The following is a 24,482-nucleotide window of genomic DNA, read 5'->3' on the forward strand; positions in this document are numbered from 1 at the left end:
CATAAAAAAAACAAAGCCTTCTCGAGGCTTTGTTTATACAGCGTGTTTCTTTCTTTTATATTTCCACATCATATATCGATAACGAATCGTGCAGCCTATACAATATCCCATCAGCGCTACACCCGCAGCAAGAATCACCATTATACTAAATACATAGCCAACAAACGTATAACTAAGTAAAAATGAAATGAAAGCAATCCCGATGCATATCGTTGCAATCCATTGATTAAAAAGCTGCTGATCACGGTCTTCCATCTGATACGAAGAAATAGGTTTCTTGAGAAGCTTTTTCCCTGCCATAATTACAGGATTACGCTTTGTTACAAGTGTGACTACTCCAACAAGAAAAGGCAAAAGTAACAGCCATTTTGTTGCAAGTAAGGCAATCAAAACCGTTATAACGACAAAAAATTGATTAAGCTGAACTAATGGCTTTGGAATGCTCATGGAATTCCTCCTTCTTAAAACCTATTATACAAATTGGTTTACTAATTTAAAAGAAAAAGCACTCCAAATGAGCGATAAGACTCATATAAAAAAAGCTACATAATTTCACTAACGTACTTTAAAATCAGTATCGTAAATAAAATAAAGACAACGTATCGTAAAGAACGAATTCGACGTTGAAGAAGACGTTTTACATGCCTTTTATTACGCATATGGGTTCTTCCTTTCGTATATTGAATTGTCTTTAGACACACTTATATCATACTTTTTCGGAAAACACCAACGTCAGAAAAAATTGCCAAGAATTGCGGCTTTATGCGCTTAAAAAGCCTTTTCCAATTACATCTCGTACATCGTGCACAATAACAAATGCTTCATCATCAATTTTTTTAATCAGCTTTTTAAGCTTAATAAGCTCTTGCTTGTTAATAACAACATACAAGATTTCTTTTGACTCTTTTGTATAGTTCCCTCGACCGTTTAGAATCGTTACACCGCGATCAAGCTGTTCATTGATTTGGTCCGCCACCTCGTTTTTGTTGCTTGAAATAACGGTAACGGCTTTTTTCGCATCAAATCCTTCAATAACGAAATCAATTACTTTTGTTGTAATGTAAAGCATAACGATTGTAAATAATAACTTTTCGGCTCCAATAATAAAATAAGAAGCCAATACCACTAGTAAATCAACAGCTAAAAGTGCGTAACTGACTTTCCAGTTTAAAAACTTATTTAGAATTCGAGCAATAATGGCTGAACCTGCTGTCGTTCCGCCAACTCGCAAAATCATCCCAATTCCAACCCCTAGCAGTACACCGGCAAAAACCATGCCGATGAGCTCTTCATGAAGATGAAGACCCCAGCCTTCAGTTACGTGAAGAAAAATAGATGTAGCGATAATCGTAATCATCGTATAAACGATGGTTTTTTTCTCTAAAAATTTATACCCTACGATAAGTAAGATACCGTTTAAAATAAAGTTAGTGATGCCCGTTGAAAGATGCGTTGTATAATATAAAATAATGGAGATACCCGTAACGCCGCCTTCACCTAGTCCTATTGGAATGACGAACATGTTAACTGCAAGTGAAAATACAAACGAACCTATTAATAAAAAGATGACATCTTTTACTGTTTTACTCATCGATTAAACCCTCCTCAGCATAAAAATTCACATAAAAAAGCCCCTTCTCCAAAAGAGAAGAGACGCTTATGTTTAGTTTTTATATTACGTATTCTTAAATTGCCATGTATGACTATAATATGTTCACATACGTTTGTCAAACGGAAAGTTTATGCATTATGTGTAACCAAGGCTATGAGTCATTTATCTTTTATGTATACTAGGAATGTTTTAATTTATTTAAACAAAGACGGATGCAGGAATTAGTCGACTCAATTAATTCTTTATCGCCTTTTTTCAATCGAATTTCTAACGCGCGTTGAAAATAGTGATGCGCTCTGGAAACAACCCGTTGATCAAGTAAACATTTTCCATAATGCTGATAGACAAAGTCTTCATATATGTGAAGGTCTTCATCTGCTTTTAATTGTTCAATGAGTAGCTGAAACGTTTCATTCGCTTTATCCCACTGTTCTTGCCAGTGATATGTATGTCCAAGTCGGATCGTATTCAAAAATTCACCTTTTGTATCAGCATGTCGGTCATATAGATAAATGGCCAGCTGCAGATGTCTTTCACTGCTCATTAATTCTCCAAGTATGCGCTCATATACACCAATATGTCCATATGTTTTAGCAGCGGCACACTCATCCTCTTCTTCAAGAGCTCGTTTCTTTAAATAGATAATTCCCTGCTTCATTTGGTGTGGGTTAACCGGAACTTCTCGAAGCTGTTCATTAAATCGATAACTCATATTAAACGGAAGATCTCTGATGTTCATGCACGCTCCTTTCGTGTGGCACATCAGCAAACATACTTTCATGACCGCTTGCTTATGGTCCATTTGATGTAGGGTTCTCTCCATTTTGATACGTTTACGCGATTTACAGGAAAGCTCAGCAAAACTGCTGAGCTGTTGGTTCTTATTATTTTACTTATATATCCATTTTATCACAAAAAATACTACCGTAAAGATGATCAGGCAGTCTTCATATAAAAAAATGGTTTTTTATCAATAAAAATGGTTTTATGCTCTTGAAAGCCTATACGCTGATACAATTTTTTGGCTTCTACGTTATTATATTCAACGTTTAACGATAAAAACATCTTACGCTTTTTGGCTTCTTGCTTGGCTACATTTAAAAGAGCCGTTCCTATCCCTTTTCCGCGGTAAGCTTCATCTACACATAGAGAGTCAATATAATAATCTCCATGTTCCGTTTCTATATCAATTTCCCACGCTGGATTATTAAGTTTAGCACGTACAAAACGCTTAACTGGTTCATAAAGCGTTTGTAACATACTTCCTTCATAGCAAAGCATAAGTCCAACTACCTTCTCATCGACTTCTGCGACTGTAATATGATGATAGCTATAGCGATTCTTCTCAGACAGAATAAACGCTTTAAGTCTTAAAAGCGCTTCTTCATTCGTTGTAGCCGCCGTATGAGAGCGTGCAATACTGCCAAGCATGTCATAAAGTAATTCCGTTACAGCAGAAGCATCTTCTTTTCTTGCTTTCCTTATTTTCACGATTTTCAAACTCCCTTTATCCTCTTTGCTTGCTTTATTTGCAGCAAAACTTCTTACCTATCTACTTTAACACGAAAAAGAAAAGAAAGAAAAAATTAACTCCTAATCTTCCTTTCATTGTATAATTAATGTATATTTTCAAATGAATGGATGATGACTATGAAAAAACGCCGGCAGCAGAAAGATAATACGATGAGCGGGAGAGAACTTATAGCGGAGGTTCTTTTACAAGTGCCTCAGTTGCTCATATGGCCCGTGCGTCTTCTTATACGAATTGGTCGTTCTTTGTTGGACGGTATTTAGCCAATCCTATACACATACTTACGGAACTCACAAAAAAAGAAACTCAGCAGCTACTGAATTTCTTTGTTAGTTTTTTGCTTTTTTGTATCCTGCTTCTTGTGCATCTTTTTCGGTACAGAACCAAATGATGTTGTTCATGGTTTGGTTGTAGTGTGCCCCTGTTGGCACGTGATAAATTTTAGAGTTTTGATTTCCTTTTATTTTACCTTCACAGTTTTTGGCAGACTGAGTATCCTTTTGTTTAGAAGAGGACTGATTTTTTACAGCATCCGTGTTATATCCTTTTTCTTGTGCATAGTTTTCAATACTCCAGATGCCTTTTTCGCTTTTTCGAGCCTGCTCCTGTATTTTCTTAAATTCATCTACGTACTTTGTATTAGGAGGAAATACCGCTACGCGGGCTAGCCCTTTTACTAGCAGCTCTTCATTATACAGCTCATTGTCTATCCATACATAAGCAAGCAAGCGTCCATATTGATCACGCTCTTGTACATCAAATTCAAGAGTGATTTCCTGCCCTTCTAGCCTTTTTTTGGTGTAAGCAGATGCTTCTGGACCAAAGGGCTGTACGCCTAGTTTGGGATGCTTTGTTTCAGGGGTATCGACAAGAAGTAGTCGCACTCGATCCGTCTTTCCGTTCAGCATTTTCACTTTAAGCGTATCGCCATCCACCACTCTTTCTACCGTAGCTGCCTCACCTACTACATCTTCACGACTTGCTTTAGAAGGACTATGATCGTCTTCTTGATCTGATGAACTTTCTACTTGAACTGCTTGTTTTGTATCCGTAGAAGATGTGGTTGAATGACTTGCCTGCTCATCGCTGCATCCAGTAAGAAGCAGCATAAACGTCGCGAGCATGGCGTAAATAATTGCTTTTATTTCTTTCAAAACCCGGGTCCTCCTTTAACACGTTCCCTATCTACTATATAAAAGTAAAATGATTTTATAAATAGTGTAAATCACCTAAAAACAAAAACTCGTGAAAATACCTTTCACGAGTTTTTTCGTGCACCTGTTATAAAAATTGGTTACCTGTTTTAAAATCATTATTTAAATGGCATCTATTTTATTTTTATCTCACGAACACATTTTTCGTTTTCGTGTATCCAGATTTTTAATCATGAGGATATTTTACACTACAAATACATTTATCGTCTACCGGCTTATAAGAATAAGGAATAGCCGCACAAATAGAATAAGTATGAATATTTCAATATAATAACTAGCTAACATGATTGCTATTTTTTGTAACATAAATAAGAGCCCTCATTAACAATAGCTAATAGGGCTCTTCAAACCTTTGTTATTACGATCGAATTTTTTGTTTGCGCATCCACTGGGTAGCGACCCACTTTTCTCCTTTTATAACAGGAGCTCCCCCGTGGAGAGTACGGTCATTAAGTTCAGCGTCACTATAAAAATATTCAAAGTACACGGCCATTCCTTTTGTCGGAGATATGGAAAGACCCAGCTTAGGAAAATAAGTTTCTCCTCCTTCTTCCACATCGTTTAAGTACATAACCAATGTACTAATACGGTTATTTTTAGATGCTTTACTTGCAGAAGTGAAATAATCGTGATGCGCTTTGTATTCTTGATCAGGCAAGTATTTTAAAACTTGAAGACCTTCAGCATATTCAATAGATGGTCCCATTATTTTAGAAAGTCTTCTTTCGATTTGATGTACAAGCTCGTTTTCGCTTTCTTCAAAAAACATGCCGCTGCTCGTTCGAATACTGTTTACTTCACGTTCAGCACCAATTTTTGATCGCTGCATTTTATCTTTGGATAGCTGTATAAGTTCGTCACATTCTTCGTTACTTAGGACATTTCCTAAAACTAGAACAAGAGGCTCTTCAAATCGAGCAACAATATCAATCTCTCTGTCTTCTAATTTAATTTTATTCCCTGAATGGTTAAAAATCGTTTGTTCTTTCGTTAGTAAAGATGTATTAGTTAGAATCATCTTTTATCGGCTCCTCGAAATAGCTATTTTCCACTTCTTCACTTCACTATATGTAAACGCTTACTAATAAGAATTATATCATGAATACGAAGTAAATTCTGCTAGCAAAGGAAATAAATAAAAAGAAGCCCGTTATATAACGAAGCTCCTTCATTTTTTATTATATGTTTCACCTATATTTTAAACACTTTATAAAGCAGCCTGAAAAATTCTTTTAATCTAAAGCATACGTGTCAAAGGCGCCTAAAATCATCGGTACGCAAGTTCTTTTTTACTTAAATCAAGCGTTTGTGCTGTAGAAGCATGAATTTCGTTAAAAAGCGCTGGATTTTCTACCAGTGACAAGCCGTAAGAAGGAATCATTTCTTTTATTTTTGGTTCCCATTTCTTCATATGCTGGGGGAAACACTTTTCTAGCACTTCAAGCATAACATGAACGGCAGTCGAAGCACCTGGCGAAGCCCCGAGCAATGCAGCAACGGAACCATCCGCTGAACTCACAACTTCTGTACCAAATTGAAGAGTTCCTTTACCTCCGGCTTCCGTATCTTTGATTACTTGTACACGCTGACCCGCTACGACGATATCCCAGTCTTCGCTTTTTGCGTTTGGAATAAACTCGCGAAGTTCTTCCATACGCTTTTCATTGGACAACAGCACCTGCTGAATCAAGTATTTCGTTAAGCCCATCTCTTTGACGCCTGCTGCTAACATCGTTAAGATATTATTTGGTTTTACAGAATTGATTAAATCCAAATTTGAACCCATTTTTAAGAACTTTGGTGAAAATCCGGCAAAAGGTCCAAACAGCAGTGTTTTTTTGCGGTCGATATAGCGTGTATCAAGGTGCGGAACCGACATCGGTGGAGCGCCAACCTTTGCTTTTCCGTACACTTTCCCGTGATGCTGCGCTACAACTTCGGGATTAGTGCATACCATAAATAATCCGCTTACCGGGAACCCTCCAATATGTTTGGACTCAGGAATACCCGTTTTTTGGAGTAAAGACAGACTTCCGCCTCCTCCTCCGATAAAAACAAAGTTTGCTGTGTGATATTCCTGTTTGCCGCTATGAATATCATGTACTTTTACTTCCCACGAGCCGTCTGCGTTACGTGTCAGATTTTCAACGCTGTGGTTATAGTTTATTTCTACGCTTTTACTTTTTAAATGTGTAAACAACATACGAGTTAAAGCTCCAAAGTTCACGTCCGTCCCTGAGTCAATTTTGGTTGCCGCAATTGCTTCAGTCGATGTACGGCCTTTCATAACAAGCGGCATCCATTCTTTTAACTTTTCAGGACGATCCGAATACTCCATCCCTTGAAACAACGGATTATTTGATAGCGCTTCAAAACGTTTTTTCAAAAAGGATACGTTCTTTTCTCCTTGTACGAAACTCATGTGAGGGATTGGCATAATAAACTCTTGCGGATGATGAATTAAATTACTGCTTACAAGGTACGACCAAAACTGTCTTGAAAGTTGAAACTGTTCATTAATTCGCACGGCTTTCGTAATATCTATGGATCCGTCAGCTTGTTCAGATGTATAGTTCAACTCGCACAGTGCAGCATGGCCCGTCCCTGCATTATTCCATTCATTGGAGCTTTCTTCTCCTGCATCTGCGAGTTTTTCAAATACTTTGATTTCCCATTCCGGCGCTAACTCTTTTAGTAAAGATCCCAACGTTGCACTCATCACTCCGGCCCCAATTAAGATAACGTCTGTTTTTTTATATACATTGCTCATCACAATCTTCCTTATCTTTTATATTTTAAAAAAGCACCTTTTAGCAACACGCCTGTTCTACTTGACTCTCTATAGATTAAGTATGTCTGACAAGTTGTCTGTCTTACATAATGGGAGTTTTTATACATACCCTTTCATCTTGTCCTTTTTTAACATGCTCAATATCACTTCAGCGGTTTCTTCAACTGCTTTACCTGAGACATTAACAATAGGACAGCCAATGCGCTTCATAATTTTCTCAGCATAGTCCAGCTCTTCAAGGATTCGATCTACATTGGCATAATTGGCTTGAGACGCTAAACCTAAATTTTTTAATCGTTCTTTTCGGATTTCATTGAGCCTATCCGGTGTAATAACTAAACCAATACATTTATTTTTTGGAATAGTAAAAAGTTCGTCAGGAGGCGTCACTTCTGGAACTAACGGTATATTCGCTACTTTAAGACTTTTATGAGCTAAATACATAGAAAGTGGCGTCTTAGATGTTCTCGAAACACCAATCAACACTAGATCAGCTCGCTTGATGCCTCTGAAGTCTTGTCCATCATCATATTTAACAGCGAATTCAACTGCTTCTACTCTTCGAAAATAGTTATCGTCTAATTTTCTCGTTAATCTCGGTTGAAGATTAGGTTCTTTATTAAAGGTTTGGCTAAAGGCACTCATAAGAGGGGTCATCAAATCAATGGCTACAATTCCTTCTTCTTGTGCCGTTTGGTCAAGATACTGTTTTAAAGGTGGGATGACGATAGTATACGCAATGATGGCCTCGTTACACCTTGCTTCGGCAATGATATTATCAATATTTTCCTCATTTTCTACGTAAGAAGTATTTTGAATTTCAATATCTTCTCCACTAAATTGAGTTAAAACTGCTTTTACCATCAGCTCAGCCGTTTCACCTACTGAGTCGGAAACTATATAGACAATTTTTCTTTTATTCACATTAAATCTTCCTATTCTTTGATTTTAATAGTTTAATAACGCTAATATTTTTTATTTAGCAGCTTACAAGATACACAATTTAATAGTAATGAATAGATAAATATGCTGGTCACTGTGATTATAAACACTTTAACAAAACAATTTAATCAAGAATTTATGTCATACTAATTACAGAATAAAGCTAAATATGTTATACTATTTTCATTAAATGTTATATTAGCATTAAATATACGGAGATACAATCCCTTTTCTGCGCATTTTATAAAAAGTTTGAAGAAAGAAAAAGTTTAGATTTTAAAATGTTTTATGCTTTGGCATGGTGCACTCATCAGGGCTGAGAGGCGTTTTGCAGGAATAGGCACGAGGATAGTTATGTTGTTTATAACATGATTTTTAAATTATAGAAGATTTATTCTTAGCTATTCTTTTTAGCTAAGAGTGCTATAACTAAAAATAATGAACGGTTTACTTTTTACCTTATACATACTAAAAACACCGCCTAAAAGACGATGTTTTGAATAGTTGGTTATAATGCATTGTCGTGAAATAGACTTATTTTTATAAAACGGGATTACTTCTAGTAGATTTTTGCAATAAAAATTTAGAAAGATAATGAGATACGCCGTTTTCGTCACAGTTAAATTCCGTTACGTCATCGACAATTTCTTTAATATGATTCGGCGCATTTTTCATCGCTACGGCATAGCTGGCAAACTGGAACATTGGTAAATCATTGTTGCTGTCGCCAATTGCTAGAATGTCTTGCTCAGGCAAATTAAAATGTTTTAGCATTTGCTGAATTCCCGTTGCTTTATTTACGTTTGCCACCATCACTTCAACATTGTGTTTAGATGAAGTAGAAGTTGTAAAGTCGATTTCTTTTTTAAGTTCTTCAAGCTCCTCTTTCCAGTTATCGATATGCTCGTGCGTTCTTGCAAAGAAATAGAACTTTGAAAATTCACTTCCTTCTACGGAATCTTTCCAGTCAATTTCTTCTTTAATTGCTTGTTTACGAGAAAGCCATTCGTTAATTTCCACACTGTCTGGCTTTGGCTCTCTAATTTCATTTTTAACATATGGCTGATCTTGTTTTAACGTCACGCGAGGTGTGCCATACGGGAAAAGCTCGTAGTATACCTTGTTCGCTCTTGCTTTTTCAATAATAGTTTCCACCAATTGAAGCGAAAGCGAGTGCTGAAAGACTGCTTCTTTTCCTACGTACCCTGCCATACCATTTGACGTGATAAATCCATCCACTTGAAAGCCTTCAGGAACTAACTCTTCTATTTCATCAAACGCTCTTCCCGTAGCAATAAAAACAAAAATTCCCTGTTTTCGTAATTCGTCAATGGTTTCTTTTGTTTGAATACTTACTTTGTTGGAGCGATTTAATATCGTACCGTCCATATCTAAAAAAATTGCTTTAGGTTTTAACAACATATTTATTCCCCCTATTTGTAAAAAGAGTGTACTTGGCAAGTATAAACTTTTCCATTTTTAAACTCAATGAATGTACTTTGCTTTTCTCTTTTATAAAGCTACTACAATACTCTCCTTACATCTAAAATTGTACAAGCGCTATAAAGAAAGAATTTTATATTTGCAATAAGCCTTTATATACTAATAGCCGGCTGGGCTTATTTGATATAAAACAGCTTTCACAAAAATGAATTTTCCTTTTAGTCTTTAGAGTATCGTTTAAAAAAGATATAATAAGACTGTTACAGATTAAATACATACAGAGGAGGTCAACATGAAAGAACCATCCAATTTTTCTCCTTACCTTATTAAACAAATCAGCGATGCGATCGATGACAATATCAAAGCAAAGTGTATAGACTTTTTATATGATTCTCACTCGTTCTTTTCGAATGAAAAAGATTTTATAGAAGACTACATTTTAAATATATTGCAAGATACGTTTGTTTTAGAGAATAAATTAATAAATCCTAAGGAAATCAGAAACCCTGCCTACAAAAGAAGACAGTCGAATAAGAAAAACTGGCTGCAAACGTTAAAAAAAGATATTAAAGCAGAAAAGCCTAACCCTATTTTTGAAGACATTGAATTGGCCAAAAAAGTGATGGATAAAAAAGTGGATACCGAACACTTAAAAAAGCTGTTTGGCGTGGAAAAGCCTGAAGATATTTTAAAGATAAAGTTAAAAGAAGTAGAGGCATGGGCTAAAAGTAAAAAAACAAATATTACCGATTTTCCTTATCTAGATTCAAAGATGAATTATCAAATAGAGAAAGCATTTCACACAGACTTTACTTTTTTAATTGCTGAAATCATACTAGAAAAATACAATGGAAATTTGAGTAACTGGATTGATAAAAGATTAAATTCGTGGGTAGAGGCCCCTATCTTCTCAAATGAAAGTCATTCTCTTAAAACCAATATGGAAGTTAAAACAAACTCCCAAGAAGTCGTTTTATATAATGACTATAAAGTTGATGAAGAATATTTCATTCGCACCATTATCCCTGTGAATGATAATCAAACAGTTCTTTCCAAACGAAATATGGTTTTAGACCCAAAAGATTCCCAAATTATCCAGTTTGCTCTTTCACAGCGCGACGAGATGTTTTATAAAGAAAAAACGGTGACTCTTGATTTAGCGGATATCGTTAAAGAAATTTATAATTCAAAAGGTGTAAAAAACTATGAAGCGGTTGAAGCCCGCATTATGAAAATTGCCAGATATCACGTAGAAGGTGTAGCGAAGAAGAAAAATTCCAGAGATACAAAATTTGCGATAAACTTCTTCCAAAAAGCTGTTATTGAAACCGATGAAGTAACGGGCAGACGATATGCAACCATCGTATTTAGCGACGATACGCATCAAGGCTTTTTAAATCAGCAGTTTGTACAAATTTACAGTGACGTTATTAAAAAGTTTAAAGATAACTCGCTGTCTTCTTTACTGCTGTATGCATTTCAAAAAGAGCGATTAGATTGTTATTTACAAGAGAAGTCTTACACCCATTTTTACCCGTATCAATATTTTGCTTCAAAAGTTCGTTTTCGTTCAAAGAAAATTGATGTCAACTTAAAATTAATTAATGAATCTCTAGCAGAGTTTGTTAGCAATCAAGTGCTGATCCAAAGTTATCAGCAAAAACTTCAAGGATTTGAAATCTCTTTTATTCCTCTTCAAAATTATGAAATTCAAGATTATTTTGGAGGAGAACATAGAGAAACATTGGAAGGGTAAATTGTTCCCTTCCTTTTTTATTTGATATTTTGCCACTTTCAGCTTATAAATACAAAATATCCCTCTACTTTTATTTCATAGTTTGGAAGTTTTGTCATTTTTAACGTACTAACCAGAAGCTTTTGCCGTTTTTTACGTACCTCTTCGCTTCTTTTGCCGTTTTTAGCGTACTAATTACTACCTTTTGCTGTTTTTGACGTACCACTCTGATTCTTTTGCCATTTTTGACGTACTAAATTCATTTTATTTACTCGTCATCACTTATTAATTGTTAATTATTCTCTTTTTTTCGTAAAACAATCCTACCTTTTGCCGTTTTTGACGTACTCCTTCACTACTTTTGCCGTTTTCTGCGTACTAAACATTGCTTTTCCCTTTGTTATTGCCTTTTCAAACCCCATTTTTTATTTTTTTCGCAGCATATATAAAGCTTTTGCCATTTTTGACGTACCAAACGATAACTTTTGCTGTTTTTAGCGTACTACCAGGTCGTTTTTGACGTTTTTCACGTACTAAAAATAGCTTTTGCCATTTTTGACGTACTATTGAAATTCATTGTGTTATTTACAGCGATTAGAGAAGTGATTTTTTTACCTTTTTTTAGGTGAATCGAGGTAGCTTTTGCTGTTTTTAGCGTACCATTCTTCACTTTTGCTGTTTTTAGCGTACTATACTGAAACTTTGGCCGTTTTTTACGTACTAAAACGCATAAAGTTTTTTTTGGTTTTTACTGATCGTAACAAACACTGTTCTACCGGTACTTGCTTGCTTTTGCCGTTTTTGTCGTACTAAAAAACCTATACGCTGAACCCCTTGATACGACAGCATTCTTTGAACCTTTTGCCGTTTTTAGCGTACTACTCGTTCGTTTGCGATTCTGTTTCTTATTGATATAATTTTCACAAGGTATTCTTTGTTATTTTACCCTAATAAATTATTGTTGATATGAAATAGATTGGAGGGATTCTCATGATAAAAAAAGAATTTGCGAAAATTGGAAAACAAATTATTCGCCAATTGTCTAGCACCGTAGAAAAATATAAAGATATTGAAGATCACATGGACCTAGACGCTCATGGGAACCCTACAATCAAAACAGTGGCAGAACATCACCGTTTATCTAAATCTCAAATTTCACAATTAATTTTTTATCACTTCCTTCACGTTGATGAAAGAGGTATTATTTGTGATGTTTCTGAAAAAGAGATTGCAGCCGCTTTGAATTGTACAGTTCGAACAGTTCGCAACAACAATGTAGTATTAGCAGAAACAGAATTAATTTCCTATTCTCGCAGCGGCAAAGGAATCAATATTTGTATTGTTCCCTATCCTCAATATTTTGAAGAACACGGCTTTGGGTTTATGGAATTAGAATATACTCGCTTTGAAGAACTTATTCTAATTGAAAACGTAAATGCCCTTCGTTTAGAGCTGCGCAAAGAATTGGTTTATGACAACGATACGATTAAGCGTCAGTTTAATCCTGGAGAAAACACTTCAAAAATTAGCTTTAATGACTATAAAATTTTTACGCCGAAATATACTCACTACAAGGGTATGATGCAAAAAATAGCTGAAACACAGACGAGCGCATTTAAAACCGTTGTCCAAGGATCTACTATTTTCTTTGTTTTAAAAGACGGAGCGAAAAATGGCAAGATGTCAAAACAAGAAAAGAAAGATCAATATAATGCGGCGATTCGACGTACTATTGAAGAGATTTTTGCAAAATTATCTGGACACAGCACAGATTCTACAGGAATTGTTATGTCTTCATTCCAAAACGAAGACATCGCTGATTTGGTTCAGCTTTCTTTTGAATATGGTATTGAACGAGTGAAGTCTGCCCTTTATTCTCTGATTGAACAGGCCTTCTTCAGCCATGACGCTCAAGTTGTTGAAAATTACGGTGGAAAAATCCGTACGCTCATTCGAAAAGAGCTTTCAAAAAATCTTCAAGATCAAGTCCCTGCCGAACTTACAGCTTCATAAGGGGCTTATTTGGCATGCCTTTTTTTTATTTTCTCTCCCTTCTCTTCTCTTTTTGATACAAATAGCGCAAACAAACACCCATTTTTGCAGCTCTCCAATTCCATTATCCTATCCATATAAACGTGATGAGTTCAAATAAATGATATTTCTTGTGTATAACTACGGAATATTACTAAAAAAACACCTTCATACTTATCCACAAAAGAAAGAAAACATATTCAATGATTGTTATATCATCCTCTTTGTTAATAAAAACATCCCTTTTATTTTTTTATTAACGATAATTTCCAGGTTATTTACTCTTTAACATAACTACTTTTATCCACAGCGGAAATAATTCATACTTTTAAAAGCAATCTTCATACCATTGATTTTAAAATCCATCTATTGTAGAAGAAAAAACATAGTAAATAAAATATATTCCATATTTACTACGATAAAAAACATCCTTTAGCTAAAGGATGCTGTTCACAAAAAGGGTCTATTTTCCACACAGTTATTTATTGAAAAGCTATTTTCTTTCTAACCCTTGATATCATTGGGTTTTTAGAAGATTTTTCTTTCTTTAATATCTGTATATAATGTTTGTTAATAAGATCTATACTAATATCTGCTATAATTGTTTATTTAATCTTTGTATAAAGAAATGCTTTAAAAATCTCTATACTTGAAGATTTCTTTTTTTCTAAATTAAGGAATTTTTATTACATATACCAGATACAAATAAATTAAATTAAAATAAAACTATACAATCGTTCAAACTTACCCTAATAAATTCTAGTAGTATATTTTTTAAAATAAATTATACTATTCAGTAGAGAAAATTTTATAAAGCAAGAAAGGGACTTAGTCATGAAATACATACAGTGGATACAGCAAACTCTATTTAATACCGGTAAGTGGATTGACATTAGTGAAGTAATCATAAAGATTATCCTCATTTTTATCATTGCTCAAATTGTCATCCGGTTTGCTCGTAGTGTAATTAATAAAATCTTTGATTTCAGATTTAAAACTAAGCTGCTGAGGTACAATGAACGTAAAGAAATAACGCTCAAAAAACTTTGTCTGAGCATTATCATGTACGTCGTGTATTTTATTGTACTTATCACATCTTTAGAAGCAATCGGAATTAATATGAAAGCACTTTTAGCTGGTATTAGCGTAGCAGGGTTTATTACAGGCTTAGGTGCACAGAATTTAATTAAAGATATTTTAAACGGTTTTTTTATTCTGTTTGAAGATCAATTCTCAGTAGGAGATCACGTATCCATAAATGATACGAAAGGAACTGTTGAAGAAATTGGATTGCGCACGACAAAAATTCGCGGAGTTGACGGAGAGTTTTACTTTTTTGCCAATAGTAACATTACAAAAGTAGCGAACTACACGCTCGGTGAAATTCCCGAAATACATACACCTGAACAAATAAAAACTCGTGAAGAATAGCTTCACGAGTTTTTATTTACGACCGTTGTAAAGAATTGATCATATGATGTAAGGTGATAATCTGCTTCAATATCGTCATTTTGAAATGCACATGTTTTAATTCCCAGTTCACGAGCAGGTTTTAAATCGAGCTCGCGATCTCCAATCACTAAATCGAGCTGATACTTATCGTGAAGATATGCATAAGCGCCGCTATCAGGCTTTCGTTTGTAGCCATCATCCTTTGTAATAATCTCCGTAAAATAGTGCTCCATATTAAAAAATGCAAGAATATCAAGAGTAGACTGTCTAGATTTATGCGTAACAATTACATTTGTATCCGCAAAGCTCAGTACGTCTTCTACGTGAGGAAAAGCAGGCTTATCTTTAGGGTTGATTTTCTGTTCGAGCACATGGAAGTGTTTATCAAACAAAGACTTTTCAATATTGAAATGCTTAATTGCTACGTCAGAAGAAACCTTCATTTGTCTTAGAATATTATCTTCTGAGATCGTTTGATCTGTTAGTAGTTCTTTAAATGCTTTTACAATAGTCGGATAGGTATCAAAGATGGTTCCATCAAAGTCCCATAAAATATTCATTTTCGCTGTCTCTCCTTTTTAAAAACGTAACGATTATACCAAATTTTTCATTGCTTGTCAGTTAACCTTTTTATCATCGTTACATTTGCAGTAAAAAAACTCGCTTTATACGAGTTTTTTTACTGTACTAGCTGCTGCTGCACCCGCTCCCGCAGCTAGAGCTTGAACAGCTGCTGCCGCTGTCATGATGGTGGTGACCTCCGTCGTGGTGATGATGACGGTTGTCTTCCCATGGACTTGAACAGCTATAGCCGCTGTACGAGGCTGTATCTCCCGCATAGATTGTCTTTTTGTATAGCAGCAGTTCATTCATATGTCTTGAAAAGTCGGTAGCTTCGTAAAGTGAATAAAAAACAAAGCCTTGAAAGAGAAGTTCGGTTGATACATTCCCTTTTGTTAATGCTTTTTTAAAGTACGACGATCCTCCGGATTTCATTCGTTTTTTTGCATCCTTAATTTCTTCTTTTAATGTTTGAATCAAGTGCCTCTGTTGTTTTTCCCATTTGCTGTTTCTTAAAAAATAGCGATCTAGTAATTCATCTTCTGATAACCTTTGAAAATCTTGAAGCGTACTTTTATCAAGCGGATGCTGAAAAAATTTCCCCCAAAGCAGTCGGCTGTTACCCGTTATGTCAAACAAATGAGCATACATCCAATCAAAGAACGCTCGCTTATTCGGCTGTGGGGATGGAATTGTCTCTACATTTGGCTGGTGATGCAAAAAGCGGTTGAAAAAACGGTCTGTAAAACGTTCATAATCCACTGTAAACATAATCATTTCATGCCATACTTCATCCACTTTTGCACTAAACATCGGTACATCTTTGATGACTGCATTTAATAAAAAGTAGCGCTTCATCTCAAAAAACGTCCATTCCACTTCATCGTCTTTTGTATTTTTCCCTTTCATACGCTGTTTCACTTGCTGAACATAGGCTATCGGTAAAGAATCTTCTAGTGAATGAACAATATCTTCAAAACCATTACCTTTATGTATTCCGAGCTCATCTGGAAGCTCCTCTTTATACAAGCGAAATCCCCTTGGCTTTCCAATCCCTTTAATAATCAAAGCTAAAAGAATTACCGCTCCTACTATAATTGCTGCTATCATCTTCTTCCCCCTGTATCGTATCTGTATATTCAATATTTTACCACATTCGTAAAACACAAAAAAAGAGCTCAATTAACTTGAGCTCTCGTCATCATCGGGTATCTCGTCTACCTTTTCTACTTTGACTAGACCTTTCGTGCTATATTCAAGATCAAAGTATGCTTTAACGATATCCCCTTTTTTCAAATTGCTTGGAATCGGTTCATTTAAATTTTTATCGGAAAATTTAATGCCCGTTCCTTCTTTGGTTGTTCCGCTGTATGTACCATTTTCGATTTTTTCAATAGTAATATAATACACTCGATATTTGTGCGCTTCCTCGTCGCCCTTTGCTTTTTCTTTAACGGTTTCTTGTTCAGGAAGCTTACTCAGTGTTTCTTGGGCCTGTTCAGAAGTCGGCTCTGCTGATCGATTTATGAATTGCATCACAACTAACACTAAACATATAACTACTAAAACTAATAATAATATCTTTTTTGCTGATAAAGACAATGAACTGTGCCTCCTTACACCTTTATGTATATCATGCTGCACACAAGAGATTATACACGATAAAGGATTAGAAATTGGGATAAATTCTATAAAAATAGTAAAAATATGAGAAAGTACCTAGAATTTTTTACGCTTTTCTGCACTTTTTTGAGATAAAAAAGAAATTTGGTACCTTATCCTTAAATTGTAACTGATTCGCTTCATTTTCGAAAAGAGTTTTGCCCATTTTGTCGTAAAAAAGTCATAATAAGAAGGAATATCACACCATATTGTCGAACGTATGTATATACTTATAATGAACTGCCGAACTGCTTTTCTCTACCCTCATTGTTGAGGCAATATGGCAACTGAAACAGCTTGCTGTTAAATTCAGATTACACATCTATACTCAGGAGGTGGAATGCAAAATGATGTTTGCACTTATTGTTGTGGTTGGTATCGTAGCACTTGGCGTAGGTAGCTTCTACGTCATTAAGCGGCCTCAAGGCGCTGTTGATCCTGAGGATCGCAAACCGCTTGTTTCTGTAAACGGGCATGTTAAATTTGCAGAAGGAATTAATCAAATTTCTATATCTAAAATTGACATGTACGATCAGCGTCTTGTTATCAATCAAGTAGCTATTATTCCATTTAACCGTATTCAACGAGCAGAATTTTCAAAGGTTGTCAAAAATGAAAAAGGCCTTCACGGAGCTCCTGTTCAACGCTATTTCGGTGAGTTAACCATTCATTTCACAGACAAGAACGGGCAAGAAACCTACATTCGCTGTGAAACACCGAAAAAAAATCAATTTCACCTCATCTACCAGTACGATTTAATGAAAAGACAATTAAATAAGCGTCTTGGTCTTGAAGATCAGCAGCCTTACCTTACTCTCCAAGAACCATACGAACTATAAGAGAAAACCTCCCTTTTTCACATATTATTTCACTTCCCTGTACATACTAGAAGCGAAACTGAAAATGGGAGGTCATTCCAATGGATTTCGTCCGTTTTTTGCAATATTTTTGTTCAATCGCCGGCGCTCTATGCTTAGGGTTTACCTACTATCACATGTTCAAGCGTGACGCTCCGGTAAAAAAAGAAGAATCACAGCAAGGTGGAACTGAGTGAAGTTCGCCTGCCGTGATTCTTCTTTTTATTTATATATTCTTTATTTTTAGCCCAACAATAATTTTTGGTAAGTACATTTTTAATAATATTCCGTAGCATACAAATAGAATTGTAGGAATAATAATGAATTTTGAAAAAAGTAAAAATGCAGTAATAGACAAAGTTATAAAAATAATAAGAAAAATAACTAAGTGTTTCATGCTAGACACCTTTTGGTTATTAATAATATCAGCGATACCAACTAATATCATTAAGAAACATATGTAATCTATTACACCTTGTATCAAATAATATTGTTTGACAACAGATTCAACAGTTGACATAGCAGACGTGAGATATAATAGCATAAATGAAACCACTACAGTTAATAAAGTCAACAGGAAAGGTATAAGCACAGGTGAAAGCATTGTTCTAAATAAGTGACCAAATGACCGAGATATACTTCTTTCACTTAAATAAGAGAAAGCATTAGGTTGGTTATATTTAAGGTTATTTCTCTCTGCACTCAATCTTTCGACGAATTCCTCGACTTTTTTCTTTTCTATTCCAGTACTAAAGCTTCCAACATCCTTACTTAGATCATAAGATAAATACGGATAAGCAGCCTTTAAATTCTCTTCTAATTGACTAAACTCTAATTCATTTATTAAGAATCTATTTAGTGCATACTCCAATTCTAGTAAAATTGTTAATACCTCACTGTACTTTTCTCTTTTATAGTTTTCACTATTTAGTAATTGAGTTCTGAACTCTTTGTACAACCATGTTCCAATTAATGCTATTAATAAATAAGTAATCAATTGCACATAATTTTTGCCAAATAATTGGTCTACACTATTTAAAACAATTTTTACTAATTCATTCATTTAACGTATTACTCTCCTCTTTACATTAAAAAAACTTATAGCCACTTCTATAAATCGAGAAGTGGCTAATTCATTTATTACCTTGATTATTGTAGAGACTTCATAGATTAAACTGTTTATTAAAGCGCCCAGTTCCCTTTTCTAAACACAGGCTCGCTTGTACCGTCAGCTTTGATGCCGTCGATGTCCATTTCAGCTGAGCCAATCATGAAGTCAACGTGGGTGATGCTGTCGTTTTAGAATGGAAAATTAGGGTTCTGTGACCAATCCGTGACCACTGTGTGACCAAAAAATTTAGGCTCTTAAGCTTGTTGTTAAAGGTTTCCTTACTTATATTTATCAGCATAGCTTCCCCAACCTAAAGTTCCAATTATAGTATTTCTAATTTTTAAATTATAGTTGCAGAATTTTTTTCCTTAATAACTTCTGTAGCCCACTTATGCCACTTTAATAAAGCTAGTCCAGTACGAGTTTTAGAAGCGTCTTTCCACTCTTTATTTAAGAGTTTTGCTACCATTGTTCCTACTTCATTTGAGTTAGGTGCAGTCCCCTGTTCCTTAATATAGTGTACAATTAGTTGTATCGTTTGAGTTTCAATTATCTTTTCCGCTATAGTTAATTTATAGTCATCGTCTAAGTTAACTAATTTTATTGTGTCAATTTGTTTTATTGCTAGTCCAAGTGACTTTAGAACAGTAACTGCATTTCTTAAGCCCAACTTTTTTAATTCTTCTTCATTATCTATACCATGTTCAATTTTTGCAATTAACTCTAGAACCCTTTCCGCAGGAGCAGACCCTAAAAATGGGTGTATTCGAGCGTTGACAGCTATCCTACCATTAGGTATTAATATTTGTTTAGGCACAGGAGTCTTCTCTGACAAGTAAGTGATTTGTCCATGGCTAACTCTTATAATATTCAATCCTAAAAACCAGTTTATAACTCTATTTATATATACGCCAAATGTCTTTTGTGAAAATTGAGATTCTTTATACAAATTAATAAATGTCTTTTCAAACTCTTGAAAAGTTACTCCAAAACCGTCACCATATTGTGTTACTAAAGTTTTTAATAAAATGTGGCTATTAAAAAAGGAATAGACTTTATTTATTGCCTCATTTTCTGTCTCTTGAAGAAGTATTATTCTCTCTCCCTGCCTGGTGACATTTCCGAACATAACCATATCCCGAATAAGGTTGTCTGAGGCTTTTATACTAATCTTCAAATTCTTTGCTATGTCCGATAAATTCATTTCTTTTTGGTTTAGCAGCAATTGTAAAAGGTTACTATATTTATTTAGATTCCCCTGAGGGATGTATGTTATGGTTATTCGAGGTACAGAACCTGTTAAAACATAATCTTTAAAAATATCCCAATACAATATTAGTTTATGTGCTTTACGAATTATCAACCTTCTATTAAGTAAAGCATGAACAGTTTCGCTTCCAAAATCCTGGTCAACTTTAAAGAAATCTGCAGGAGATTCATTAGCAATTTTCTTTAAACATGCCTGCTCAGATGAAGATAATTCACTTAAATCCCTTTCAAATAAAGATTCGATATCTAGTCCTTTCCCCATTATCTCATTTTGTTCGATACCATTCTTGATTAAAGAATGAACATGAATACAAAGTTTCTTTAATAACCATGGATAACCTTGACAGTGGTCTATAAGATATTTCTTCAAGCTAGGATTTAAAGATTGTCCCAATTCCTTTGAAAATATACTTAGAGCTTTGTTTATTTCTTTGGGTGTGAATGTAGAGAGTTGAAATTCCCTCCTTCTATCAGATAGACTCTGCCACATATAATAAGCTGGATGGTCTGTAGGTGTAGTTCCATCCGTTTTCCAAGCAAACCCAAGGATAATGTTCTCTCTAGCTGAATCTATAGCAATTGCTAACTTTCTAATACTTTCGAATAAATCAGCTAATTCATTTTTAGAAAATATCTCTTCAAATTGGTCAAAACATAAAATTAATACTTTATTTTCGTCTCTCAGCGACTGTAATATTTCAGCCAAACCTTTACTAGACAAGGGATTAGTGACACTGTTTATAATGATTTCTTCTGAAGGTTTAGTGATGAATCCTTTTTCCACTGCAGAATTAATACATGATAATAGTGATAACTCTCCATACCTACGTGAAGTTGCTGCCCGCACATCTACTGCATGAACAAAGAACTTAGTTTTGTATCTCTTACTTTTTGATTTTGAAACTAATTTTAGTAATGCTGAACTCTTTCCCCATCCTGAAGGAGCTTTAATAGCCAAAAGTCTTGTATTAGTTTCATTTTCTACTACAGAATTAAAATATTTAAATATATCACGAAGTAAATCCTCTCTCCCTATGAAATCTCTAGGTCTAGAAGGTCTATAATCCGCCCATTGGTCTCCACCTGTAACTATTGCAATATTGCTAAGTTCTTCTGTAAGCTCCTCTGTAAGTACTTTGTTTTCATCGTTCAGTTCAGTCATGATAAATTCAAGGTCGTTTAATGAAGTCTGCAATTTTGAGACAGAATTAATCACATCTTTATCAATTATTAACTTAGAATTCTCAGCATCATATAAAATCACTCCATATGGTATACCCGCAGAAACATGTAACACTTTAATAGCCCAAAACCTTCCGTACTCAGAAATTATAAGAGTATTTTCCTCCGCATAAGTGTATTTTTTATCTTTTGGTAACGCTATAGGATTGCATATCTTACCTGAACTAATTAATAAGTCTACTAACTTATCAGATGTATAAATATTCAATTTTCTTCTTTCGTCTGGGATTTTTTGGGACCATTCCTCTCTAAAACCTTTTGCATCTTTCCCCAGCGGTCCAGTTGTGAACAGCCACCCTGAAGAAACACCTTTAAAAAAAACATTTCCTAATAATTTAGTAAGTACATCCGCAGATAAATTATTTTGGTGAGCTTTACATTCTACAAAGATTGTTTCTCCACTAATGAGATGTCTTGCTAGCAAATCAACTTCCATAGCTGTAACTCTCACTTCTTCTACTACCTCATACTGCAGGATAGATAATAACTCTTTCCCTAACTCCTCTAGAAGTCTCCCCTTTTGAGTATTAGTGGTATTATCAGACACAACAATTTCTACAAAATTTCCCATTAACAATATCTCCTTGTTATACTTAATAGTTAATAACTAAAAAAATACATAAATCTACATTTATATCAAAATTATACCACTAAAGTCTCTTAATAGTTATATAGTATTGGTTTAATATTAAATAAATTAGCCTAGGTCATTATTGTATAAAACAGTGAGAAAATTTATCTAGCTCATCATCAAGGTACGTAATATCGCCTTTTTATTATAGTTCCATGATATAACTTACAGTTGTTCTGTGTGCATAAAAGTATTGTTAATTCTAAATCTATATTCGTTCTAACATAAAAAGAAAGTTTCATTATAGGACTCTCTTGTCACAACTTCTTTTTTAATTCTTTAGGAACTTTAAATTTAAGTTCACCAATTTCAACTGTAATAGAATCCTTAACCTTTTCTATAGACAAATTTAATCCGATACTACAGCATACTGATAGTAGTAAGCAATAAAACAAGACCTACCTATTAATCAGGCAGGTCTTTGCTTTTTAATTTATTCACCTCTGTTGCTTTTGATACACAAATCATCGTTGATTTTAATAATTATTATGACAAATAGTTTAAGAATTAAGTAGTAATCTAACTCGTATTGTGCCTCATCGTTAACATTTGTTCCATGTAAGTATTTATTTCGGATATCATGACCGTTAGTAAACTTTGATTTATTGAGATAATAATCAAGATAATCTTGTTCATTTCTTGAAAATAGACTGTTTTCAAAATTAATAAGCTTGTGAGTATCTAACTCATCTATCAATACTTGTATACTCTCAGGACAATGCCAATAACTAATTACTTCTCCATAATATAGTTGCTTAAGAACATATATTACTCTTTGGTCTACAAATTCTAAGTAGCCCATGCTGCTTTCATAAATTAAGTTATTATCAAATAACCATTGCATTCTTAACTGTTGATGTTTTTGAAAATCACTTCTGTTTAATTTTTCAGAAATTATCAAGTTGAAAAAATTCTTATATCTCTCTTCTTTGTGTGGCAAATAAAATATGCCGCTCTGGTCAGAAAACAATAAGAATGATGCTGTTTTATACCAGTCACTAGAAGAGTATACGTATTTCTTTTCATTAAACGATTTAATATCTTTATTCTTAAAACTAGAAGATGACATTTGAATTAATTCCTGATCTATTATTCCATCTTCAATTAGGGTATTATACTGTTTAAAAATTCTATCGATTTCAGGGAGAATAGTTCTACACTTTTCAAAATATGATGCTTTATTCGAAGGCATTTTAACCATGAAATTGCTGATTTGAAATTCTTCTTTTAGATACACATCAAAAAACCATTCAATCATTTCTTCCAATCTTACATTAAGAACATTTAAAACTTTGACATAGCTGTATATCTCAGCATTAGCCAGCATTTCTTTAAAACGAAAAGAGGATGACTGGTAATATAGGTATTCTGCTTGTGTACTAAGTACTGACTCTAAAGCACTACTTTCACTTTTTTTAGAGTCAAGTTCTAATCTCATTTGTTCATCAACAAATTCGAATAGATGAATAAAATTATTCCAAAGTGTGGGATAATCAGTATTTTCTTCTAGCCATTTTCTACTTACCTTAATATCCGCTGTTCTACCATCCATAGTCACCAATATAGCTTCATTTTGGTCATTTGGATAAGAAACCTGTACCCCTCTTTCAATACCTGTTCCATTATTAAATATTTTTTCCTCCTCTATTTTTGCTTTCCTCTTAGCATGCAACTTGATTTTATCGGGTATACTTAAACCTTTACTCGCTGGAAAAGTAATGATTTCCCTCAATACATTTATGTTGACTTGTGGTGAATCAATATACTCACTAATCAAGCTGAATATATCTGTCTTATTTAAAGATTGGGGTAAGAATAAAACATTTTCTTTTAAATACTTTGAGAGAATTGCCTCTGCATTCATAGAGTCAGATAGTAACACGTCTTTAACCGTTTCATCAAAATACTCAACCAATTTATTAAACTTGAGTATTGTATAGATATGTACATTTTCCTTTTCAAGAAACCTTTTAAAATCATTAATTTCAATTCTTTGATATATTTTGTAATCTTGAAGCACTTCAAAGAAATCATCTGTGGCATCAAAGTCAATTTCATCATATAAATTGATGAATCCATGTTTGTGACACCCTATGAATTTACCAATTTTTTGTCTTATTCTTTTCTCATAATCTTTTATATCAACATTTGTCTCTTGTACAATATGGTCACTAACATTTTTAATATTTATGTATTTCAAAATATTGTGAAATTCTAATAAATCAACAATACCCCATTCAGAATAAATATCTTCATCATTAATTTTTTTCACTATTTTTTTCACTTCTTCACCAAAAGCCATGTCATGATCAGAATAGAATTTAATTCCTAACATACGCTCTCCTTTCGTAATCATTCTCTTTATACAATTCTTTAATCATATTCATATTGTTTCTTA

At 34.1% G+C, this 24,482-nt stretch carries 21 protein-coding genes and 1 pseudogene; 6 read left to right on the forward strand and 16 right to left on the reverse strand.

What is annotated here, in order from left to right; all coding sequences use genetic code 11:
• Nucleotides 1-33: 33 nt before the first annotated feature.
• From U9R83_RS14255 to U9R83_RS14270, 4 genes are all read right to left on the reverse strand, one after another.
• Complete coding sequence (locus U9R83_RS14255; RefSeq protein WP_115654196.1) at nucleotides 34-447, reverse strand: DUF4395 domain-containing protein; 414 nt, start codon at nucleotides 445-447, stop codon at nucleotides 34-36.
• A gap of 313 nt (nucleotides 448-760) precedes the next feature.
• Nucleotides 761-1,591, reverse strand: a complete 831-nt coding sequence (locus tag U9R83_RS14260; protein ID WP_116740831.1) for a YitT family protein — start codon at nucleotides 1,589-1,591, stop codon at nucleotides 761-763.
• Between the two features lie 199 nt (nucleotides 1,592-1,790).
• Nucleotides 1,791-2,351 (reverse strand): hypothetical protein, encoded by a 561-nt coding sequence (locus U9R83_RS14265; protein ID WP_014459607.1) that lies wholly within the window; start codon nucleotides 2,349-2,351, stop codon nucleotides 1,791-1,793.
• Between the two features lie 197 nt (nucleotides 2,352-2,548).
• Nucleotides 2,549-3,103: a GNAT family N-acetyltransferase gene (locus U9R83_RS14270; RefSeq protein ID WP_013057535.1), complete on the reverse strand. Its 555-nt coding sequence runs from the start codon at nucleotides 3,101-3,103 to the stop codon at nucleotides 2,549-2,551.
• A 159-nt stretch (nucleotides 3,104-3,262) separates the two neighbouring features.
• Between U9R83_RS14270 and U9R83_RS14275 the strand changes: the two genes are divergently transcribed.
• Nucleotides 3,263-3,406, forward strand: coding sequence for a hypothetical protein (locus U9R83_RS14275; RefSeq protein ID WP_158307786.1), 144 nt, complete (start codon nucleotides 3,263-3,265; stop codon nucleotides 3,404-3,406).
• A gap of 66 nt (nucleotides 3,407-3,472) precedes the next feature.
• Here the strand turns inward: U9R83_RS14275 and U9R83_RS14280 are convergent, their stop codons facing one another.
• The 5 genes from U9R83_RS14280 to U9R83_RS14300 form a co-directional block, all read right to left on the reverse strand.
• Nucleotides 3,473-4,297, reverse strand: a complete 825-nt coding sequence (locus U9R83_RS14280) for a thermonuclease family protein (protein WP_209366841.1) — start codon at nucleotides 4,295-4,297, stop codon at nucleotides 3,473-3,475.
• A gap of 418 nt (nucleotides 4,298-4,715) precedes the next feature.
• A complete protein-coding gene (locus U9R83_RS14285) occupies nucleotides 4,716-5,375 on the reverse strand; it encodes a 2OG-Fe(II) oxygenase (protein ID WP_209366843.1) in 660 nt (219 codons plus the stop codon).
• A gap of 249 nt (nucleotides 5,376-5,624) precedes the next feature.
• Nucleotides 5,625-7,127, reverse strand: coding sequence for a malate:quinone oxidoreductase (locus U9R83_RS14290; RefSeq protein ID WP_243549446.1), 1,503 nt, complete (start codon nucleotides 7,125-7,127; stop codon nucleotides 5,625-5,627).
• A 120-nt stretch (nucleotides 7,128-7,247) separates the two neighbouring features.
• Entirely contained in the window at nucleotides 7,248-8,072 is an 825-nt protein-coding gene (locus U9R83_RS14295; RefSeq protein ID WP_208733339.1) for a pyruvate, water dikinase regulatory protein, read from the reverse strand.
• A 558-nt stretch (nucleotides 8,073-8,630) separates the two neighbouring features.
• Entirely contained in the window at nucleotides 8,631-9,512 is an 882-nt protein-coding gene (locus U9R83_RS14300) for an HAD family hydrolase (protein WP_209366847.1), read from the reverse strand.
• A 313-nt stretch (nucleotides 9,513-9,825) separates the two neighbouring features.
• Here U9R83_RS14300 and U9R83_RS14305 point away from each other — a divergent pair, with 313 nt between their 5' ends.
• The 3 genes from U9R83_RS14305 (at nucleotide 9,826) to U9R83_RS14315 (ending at nucleotide 14,730) form a co-directional block, all read left to right on the forward strand.
• Nucleotides 9,826-11,289 (forward strand): hypothetical protein, encoded by a 1,464-nt coding sequence (locus U9R83_RS14305; protein ID WP_115654203.1) that lies wholly within the window; start codon nucleotides 9,826-9,828, stop codon nucleotides 11,287-11,289.
• Nucleotides 11,290-12,258: 969 nt separating this feature from the next.
• Nucleotides 12,259-13,281 (forward strand): hypothetical protein, encoded by a 1,023-nt coding sequence (locus U9R83_RS14310; protein ID WP_014459596.1) that lies wholly within the window; start codon nucleotides 12,259-12,261, stop codon nucleotides 13,279-13,281.
• Between the two features lie 852 nt (nucleotides 13,282-14,133).
• Nucleotides 14,134-14,730 (forward strand): mechanosensitive ion channel family protein, encoded by a 597-nt coding sequence (locus U9R83_RS14315; RefSeq protein WP_328575304.1) that lies wholly within the window; start codon nucleotides 14,134-14,136, stop codon nucleotides 14,728-14,730.
• A 2-nt stretch (nucleotides 14,731-14,732) separates the two neighbouring features.
• On the opposite strand, the gene U9R83_RS14320 is transcribed toward U9R83_RS14315, so the two are convergent.
• From U9R83_RS14320 to U9R83_RS14330, 3 genes are all read right to left on the reverse strand, one after another.
• Nucleotides 14,733-15,311, reverse strand: coding sequence for an HAD-IA family hydrolase (locus U9R83_RS14320; RefSeq protein WP_014459594.1), 579 nt, complete (start codon nucleotides 15,309-15,311; stop codon nucleotides 14,733-14,735).
• Between the two features lie 127 nt (nucleotides 15,312-15,438).
• On the reverse strand, nucleotides 15,439-16,422 hold the full coding sequence (locus U9R83_RS14325; RefSeq protein WP_328575305.1) for a hypothetical protein: 984 nt from the start codon (nucleotides 16,420-16,422) through the stop codon (nucleotides 15,439-15,441).
• Between the two features lie 72 nt (nucleotides 16,423-16,494).
• Nucleotides 16,495-16,914, reverse strand: a complete 420-nt coding sequence (locus tag U9R83_RS14330; protein WP_014459592.1) for a hypothetical protein — start codon at nucleotides 16,912-16,914, stop codon at nucleotides 16,495-16,497.
• 407 nt (nucleotides 16,915-17,321) lie between these two features.
• Between U9R83_RS14330 and U9R83_RS14335 the strand changes: the two genes are divergently transcribed.
• The gene (locus U9R83_RS14335) at nucleotides 17,322-17,813 is read left to right on the forward strand and encodes a hypothetical protein (RefSeq protein WP_014459591.1); all 492 of its coding nucleotides are present in this window, start codon (nucleotides 17,322-17,324) and stop codon (nucleotides 17,811-17,813) included.
• A gap of 80 nt (nucleotides 17,814-17,893) precedes the next feature.
• On the forward strand, nucleotides 17,894-18,028 hold the full coding sequence (locus tag U9R83_RS14340) for a hypothetical protein (RefSeq protein WP_014459590.1): 135 nt from the start codon (nucleotides 17,894-17,896) through the stop codon (nucleotides 18,026-18,028).
• 29 nt (nucleotides 18,029-18,057) lie between these two features.
• On the opposite strand, the gene U9R83_RS14345 is transcribed toward U9R83_RS14340, so the two are convergent.
• From U9R83_RS14345 to U9R83_RS14360, 4 genes and pseudogenes are all read right to left on the reverse strand, one after another.
• Entirely contained in the window at nucleotides 18,058-18,894 is an 837-nt protein-coding gene (locus U9R83_RS14345) for a hypothetical protein (RefSeq protein ID WP_014459589.1), read from the reverse strand.
• 119 nt (nucleotides 18,895-19,013) lie between these two features.
• A pseudogene (locus tag U9R83_RS14350) lies at nucleotides 19,014-19,130 on the reverse strand (aminopeptidase); the annotation flags it as partial.
• Between the two features lie 152 nt (nucleotides 19,131-19,282).
• On the reverse strand, nucleotides 19,283-22,024 hold the full coding sequence (locus U9R83_RS14355) for a restriction endonuclease (protein ID WP_328575306.1): 2,742 nt from the start codon (nucleotides 22,022-22,024) through the stop codon (nucleotides 19,283-19,285).
• 493 nt (nucleotides 22,025-22,517) lie between these two features.
• Nucleotides 22,518-24,419 carry a hypothetical protein gene (locus tag U9R83_RS14360; protein WP_328575307.1) on the reverse strand — a complete coding sequence of 634 codons (1,902 nt, stop codon included), beginning with the start codon at nucleotides 24,417-24,419 and terminating at the stop codon, nucleotides 22,518-22,520.
• Nucleotides 24,420-24,482: the final 63 nt, after the last annotated feature.

It is taken from the genome of Priestia sp. LL-8 (genome assembly GCF_036227845.1).
Classification (GTDB): Bacteria; Bacillota; Bacilli; order Bacillales; family Bacillaceae_H; genus Priestia; species Priestia zanthoxyli.

Coding starts and splice junctions, on each gene's coding strand:
- U9R83_RS14255 (WP_115654196.1), bottom strand. CDS start 447: ATGAGCATTCCAAAGCCATTAGTTCAGCTTAATCAATTTTTTGTCGTT.
- U9R83_RS14260 (WP_116740831.1), bottom strand. CDS start 1,591: ATGAGTAAAACAGTAAAAGATGTCATCTTTTTATTAATAGGTTCGTTT.
- U9R83_RS14265 (WP_014459607.1), bottom strand. CDS start 2,351: ATGAACATCAGAGATCTTCCGTTTAATATGAGTTATCGATTTAATGAA.
- U9R83_RS14275 (WP_158307786.1), top strand. CDS start 3,263: ATGAAAAAACGCCGGCAGCAGAAAGATAATACGATGAGCGGGAGAGAA.
- U9R83_RS14285 (WP_209366843.1), bottom strand. CDS start 5,375: ATGATTCTAACTAATACATCTTTACTAACGAAAGAACAAACGATTTTT.
- U9R83_RS14290 (WP_243549446.1), bottom strand. CDS start 7,127: ATGAGCAATGTATATAAAAAAACAGACGTTATCTTAATTGGGGCCGGA.
- U9R83_RS14300 (WP_209366847.1), bottom strand. CDS start 9,512: ATGTTGTTAAAACCTAAAGCAATTTTTTTAGATATGGACGGTACGATA.
- U9R83_RS14305 (WP_115654203.1), top strand. CDS start 9,826: ATGAAAGAACCATCCAATTTTTCTCCTTACCTTATTAAACAAATCAGC.
- U9R83_RS14310 (WP_014459596.1), top strand. CDS start 12,259: ATGATAAAAAAAGAATTTGCGAAAATTGGAAAACAAATTATTCGCCAA.
- U9R83_RS14315 (WP_328575304.1), top strand. CDS start 14,134: ATGAAATACATACAGTGGATACAGCAAACTCTATTTAATACCGGTAAG.
- U9R83_RS14320 (WP_014459594.1), bottom strand. CDS start 15,311: ATGAATATTTTATGGGACTTTGATGGAACCATCTTTGATACCTATCCG.
- U9R83_RS14325 (WP_328575305.1), bottom strand. CDS start 16,422: ATGATAGCAGCAATTATAGTAGGAGCGGTAATTCTTTTAGCTTTGATT.
- U9R83_RS14335 (WP_014459591.1), top strand. CDS start 17,322: ATGATGTTTGCACTTATTGTTGTGGTTGGTATCGTAGCACTTGGCGTA.
- U9R83_RS14340 (WP_014459590.1), top strand. CDS start 17,894: ATGGATTTCGTCCGTTTTTTGCAATATTTTTGTTCAATCGCCGGCGCT.
- U9R83_RS14345 (WP_014459589.1), bottom strand. CDS start 18,894: ATGAATGAATTAGTAAAAATTGTTTTAAATAGTGTAGACCAATTATTT.
- U9R83_RS14355 (WP_328575306.1), bottom strand. CDS start 22,024: ATGGGAAATTTTGTAGAAATTGTTGTGTCTGATAATACCACTAATACT.
- U9R83_RS14360 (WP_328575307.1), bottom strand. CDS start 24,419: ATGTTAGGAATTAAATTCTATTCTGATCATGACATGGCTTTTGGTGAA.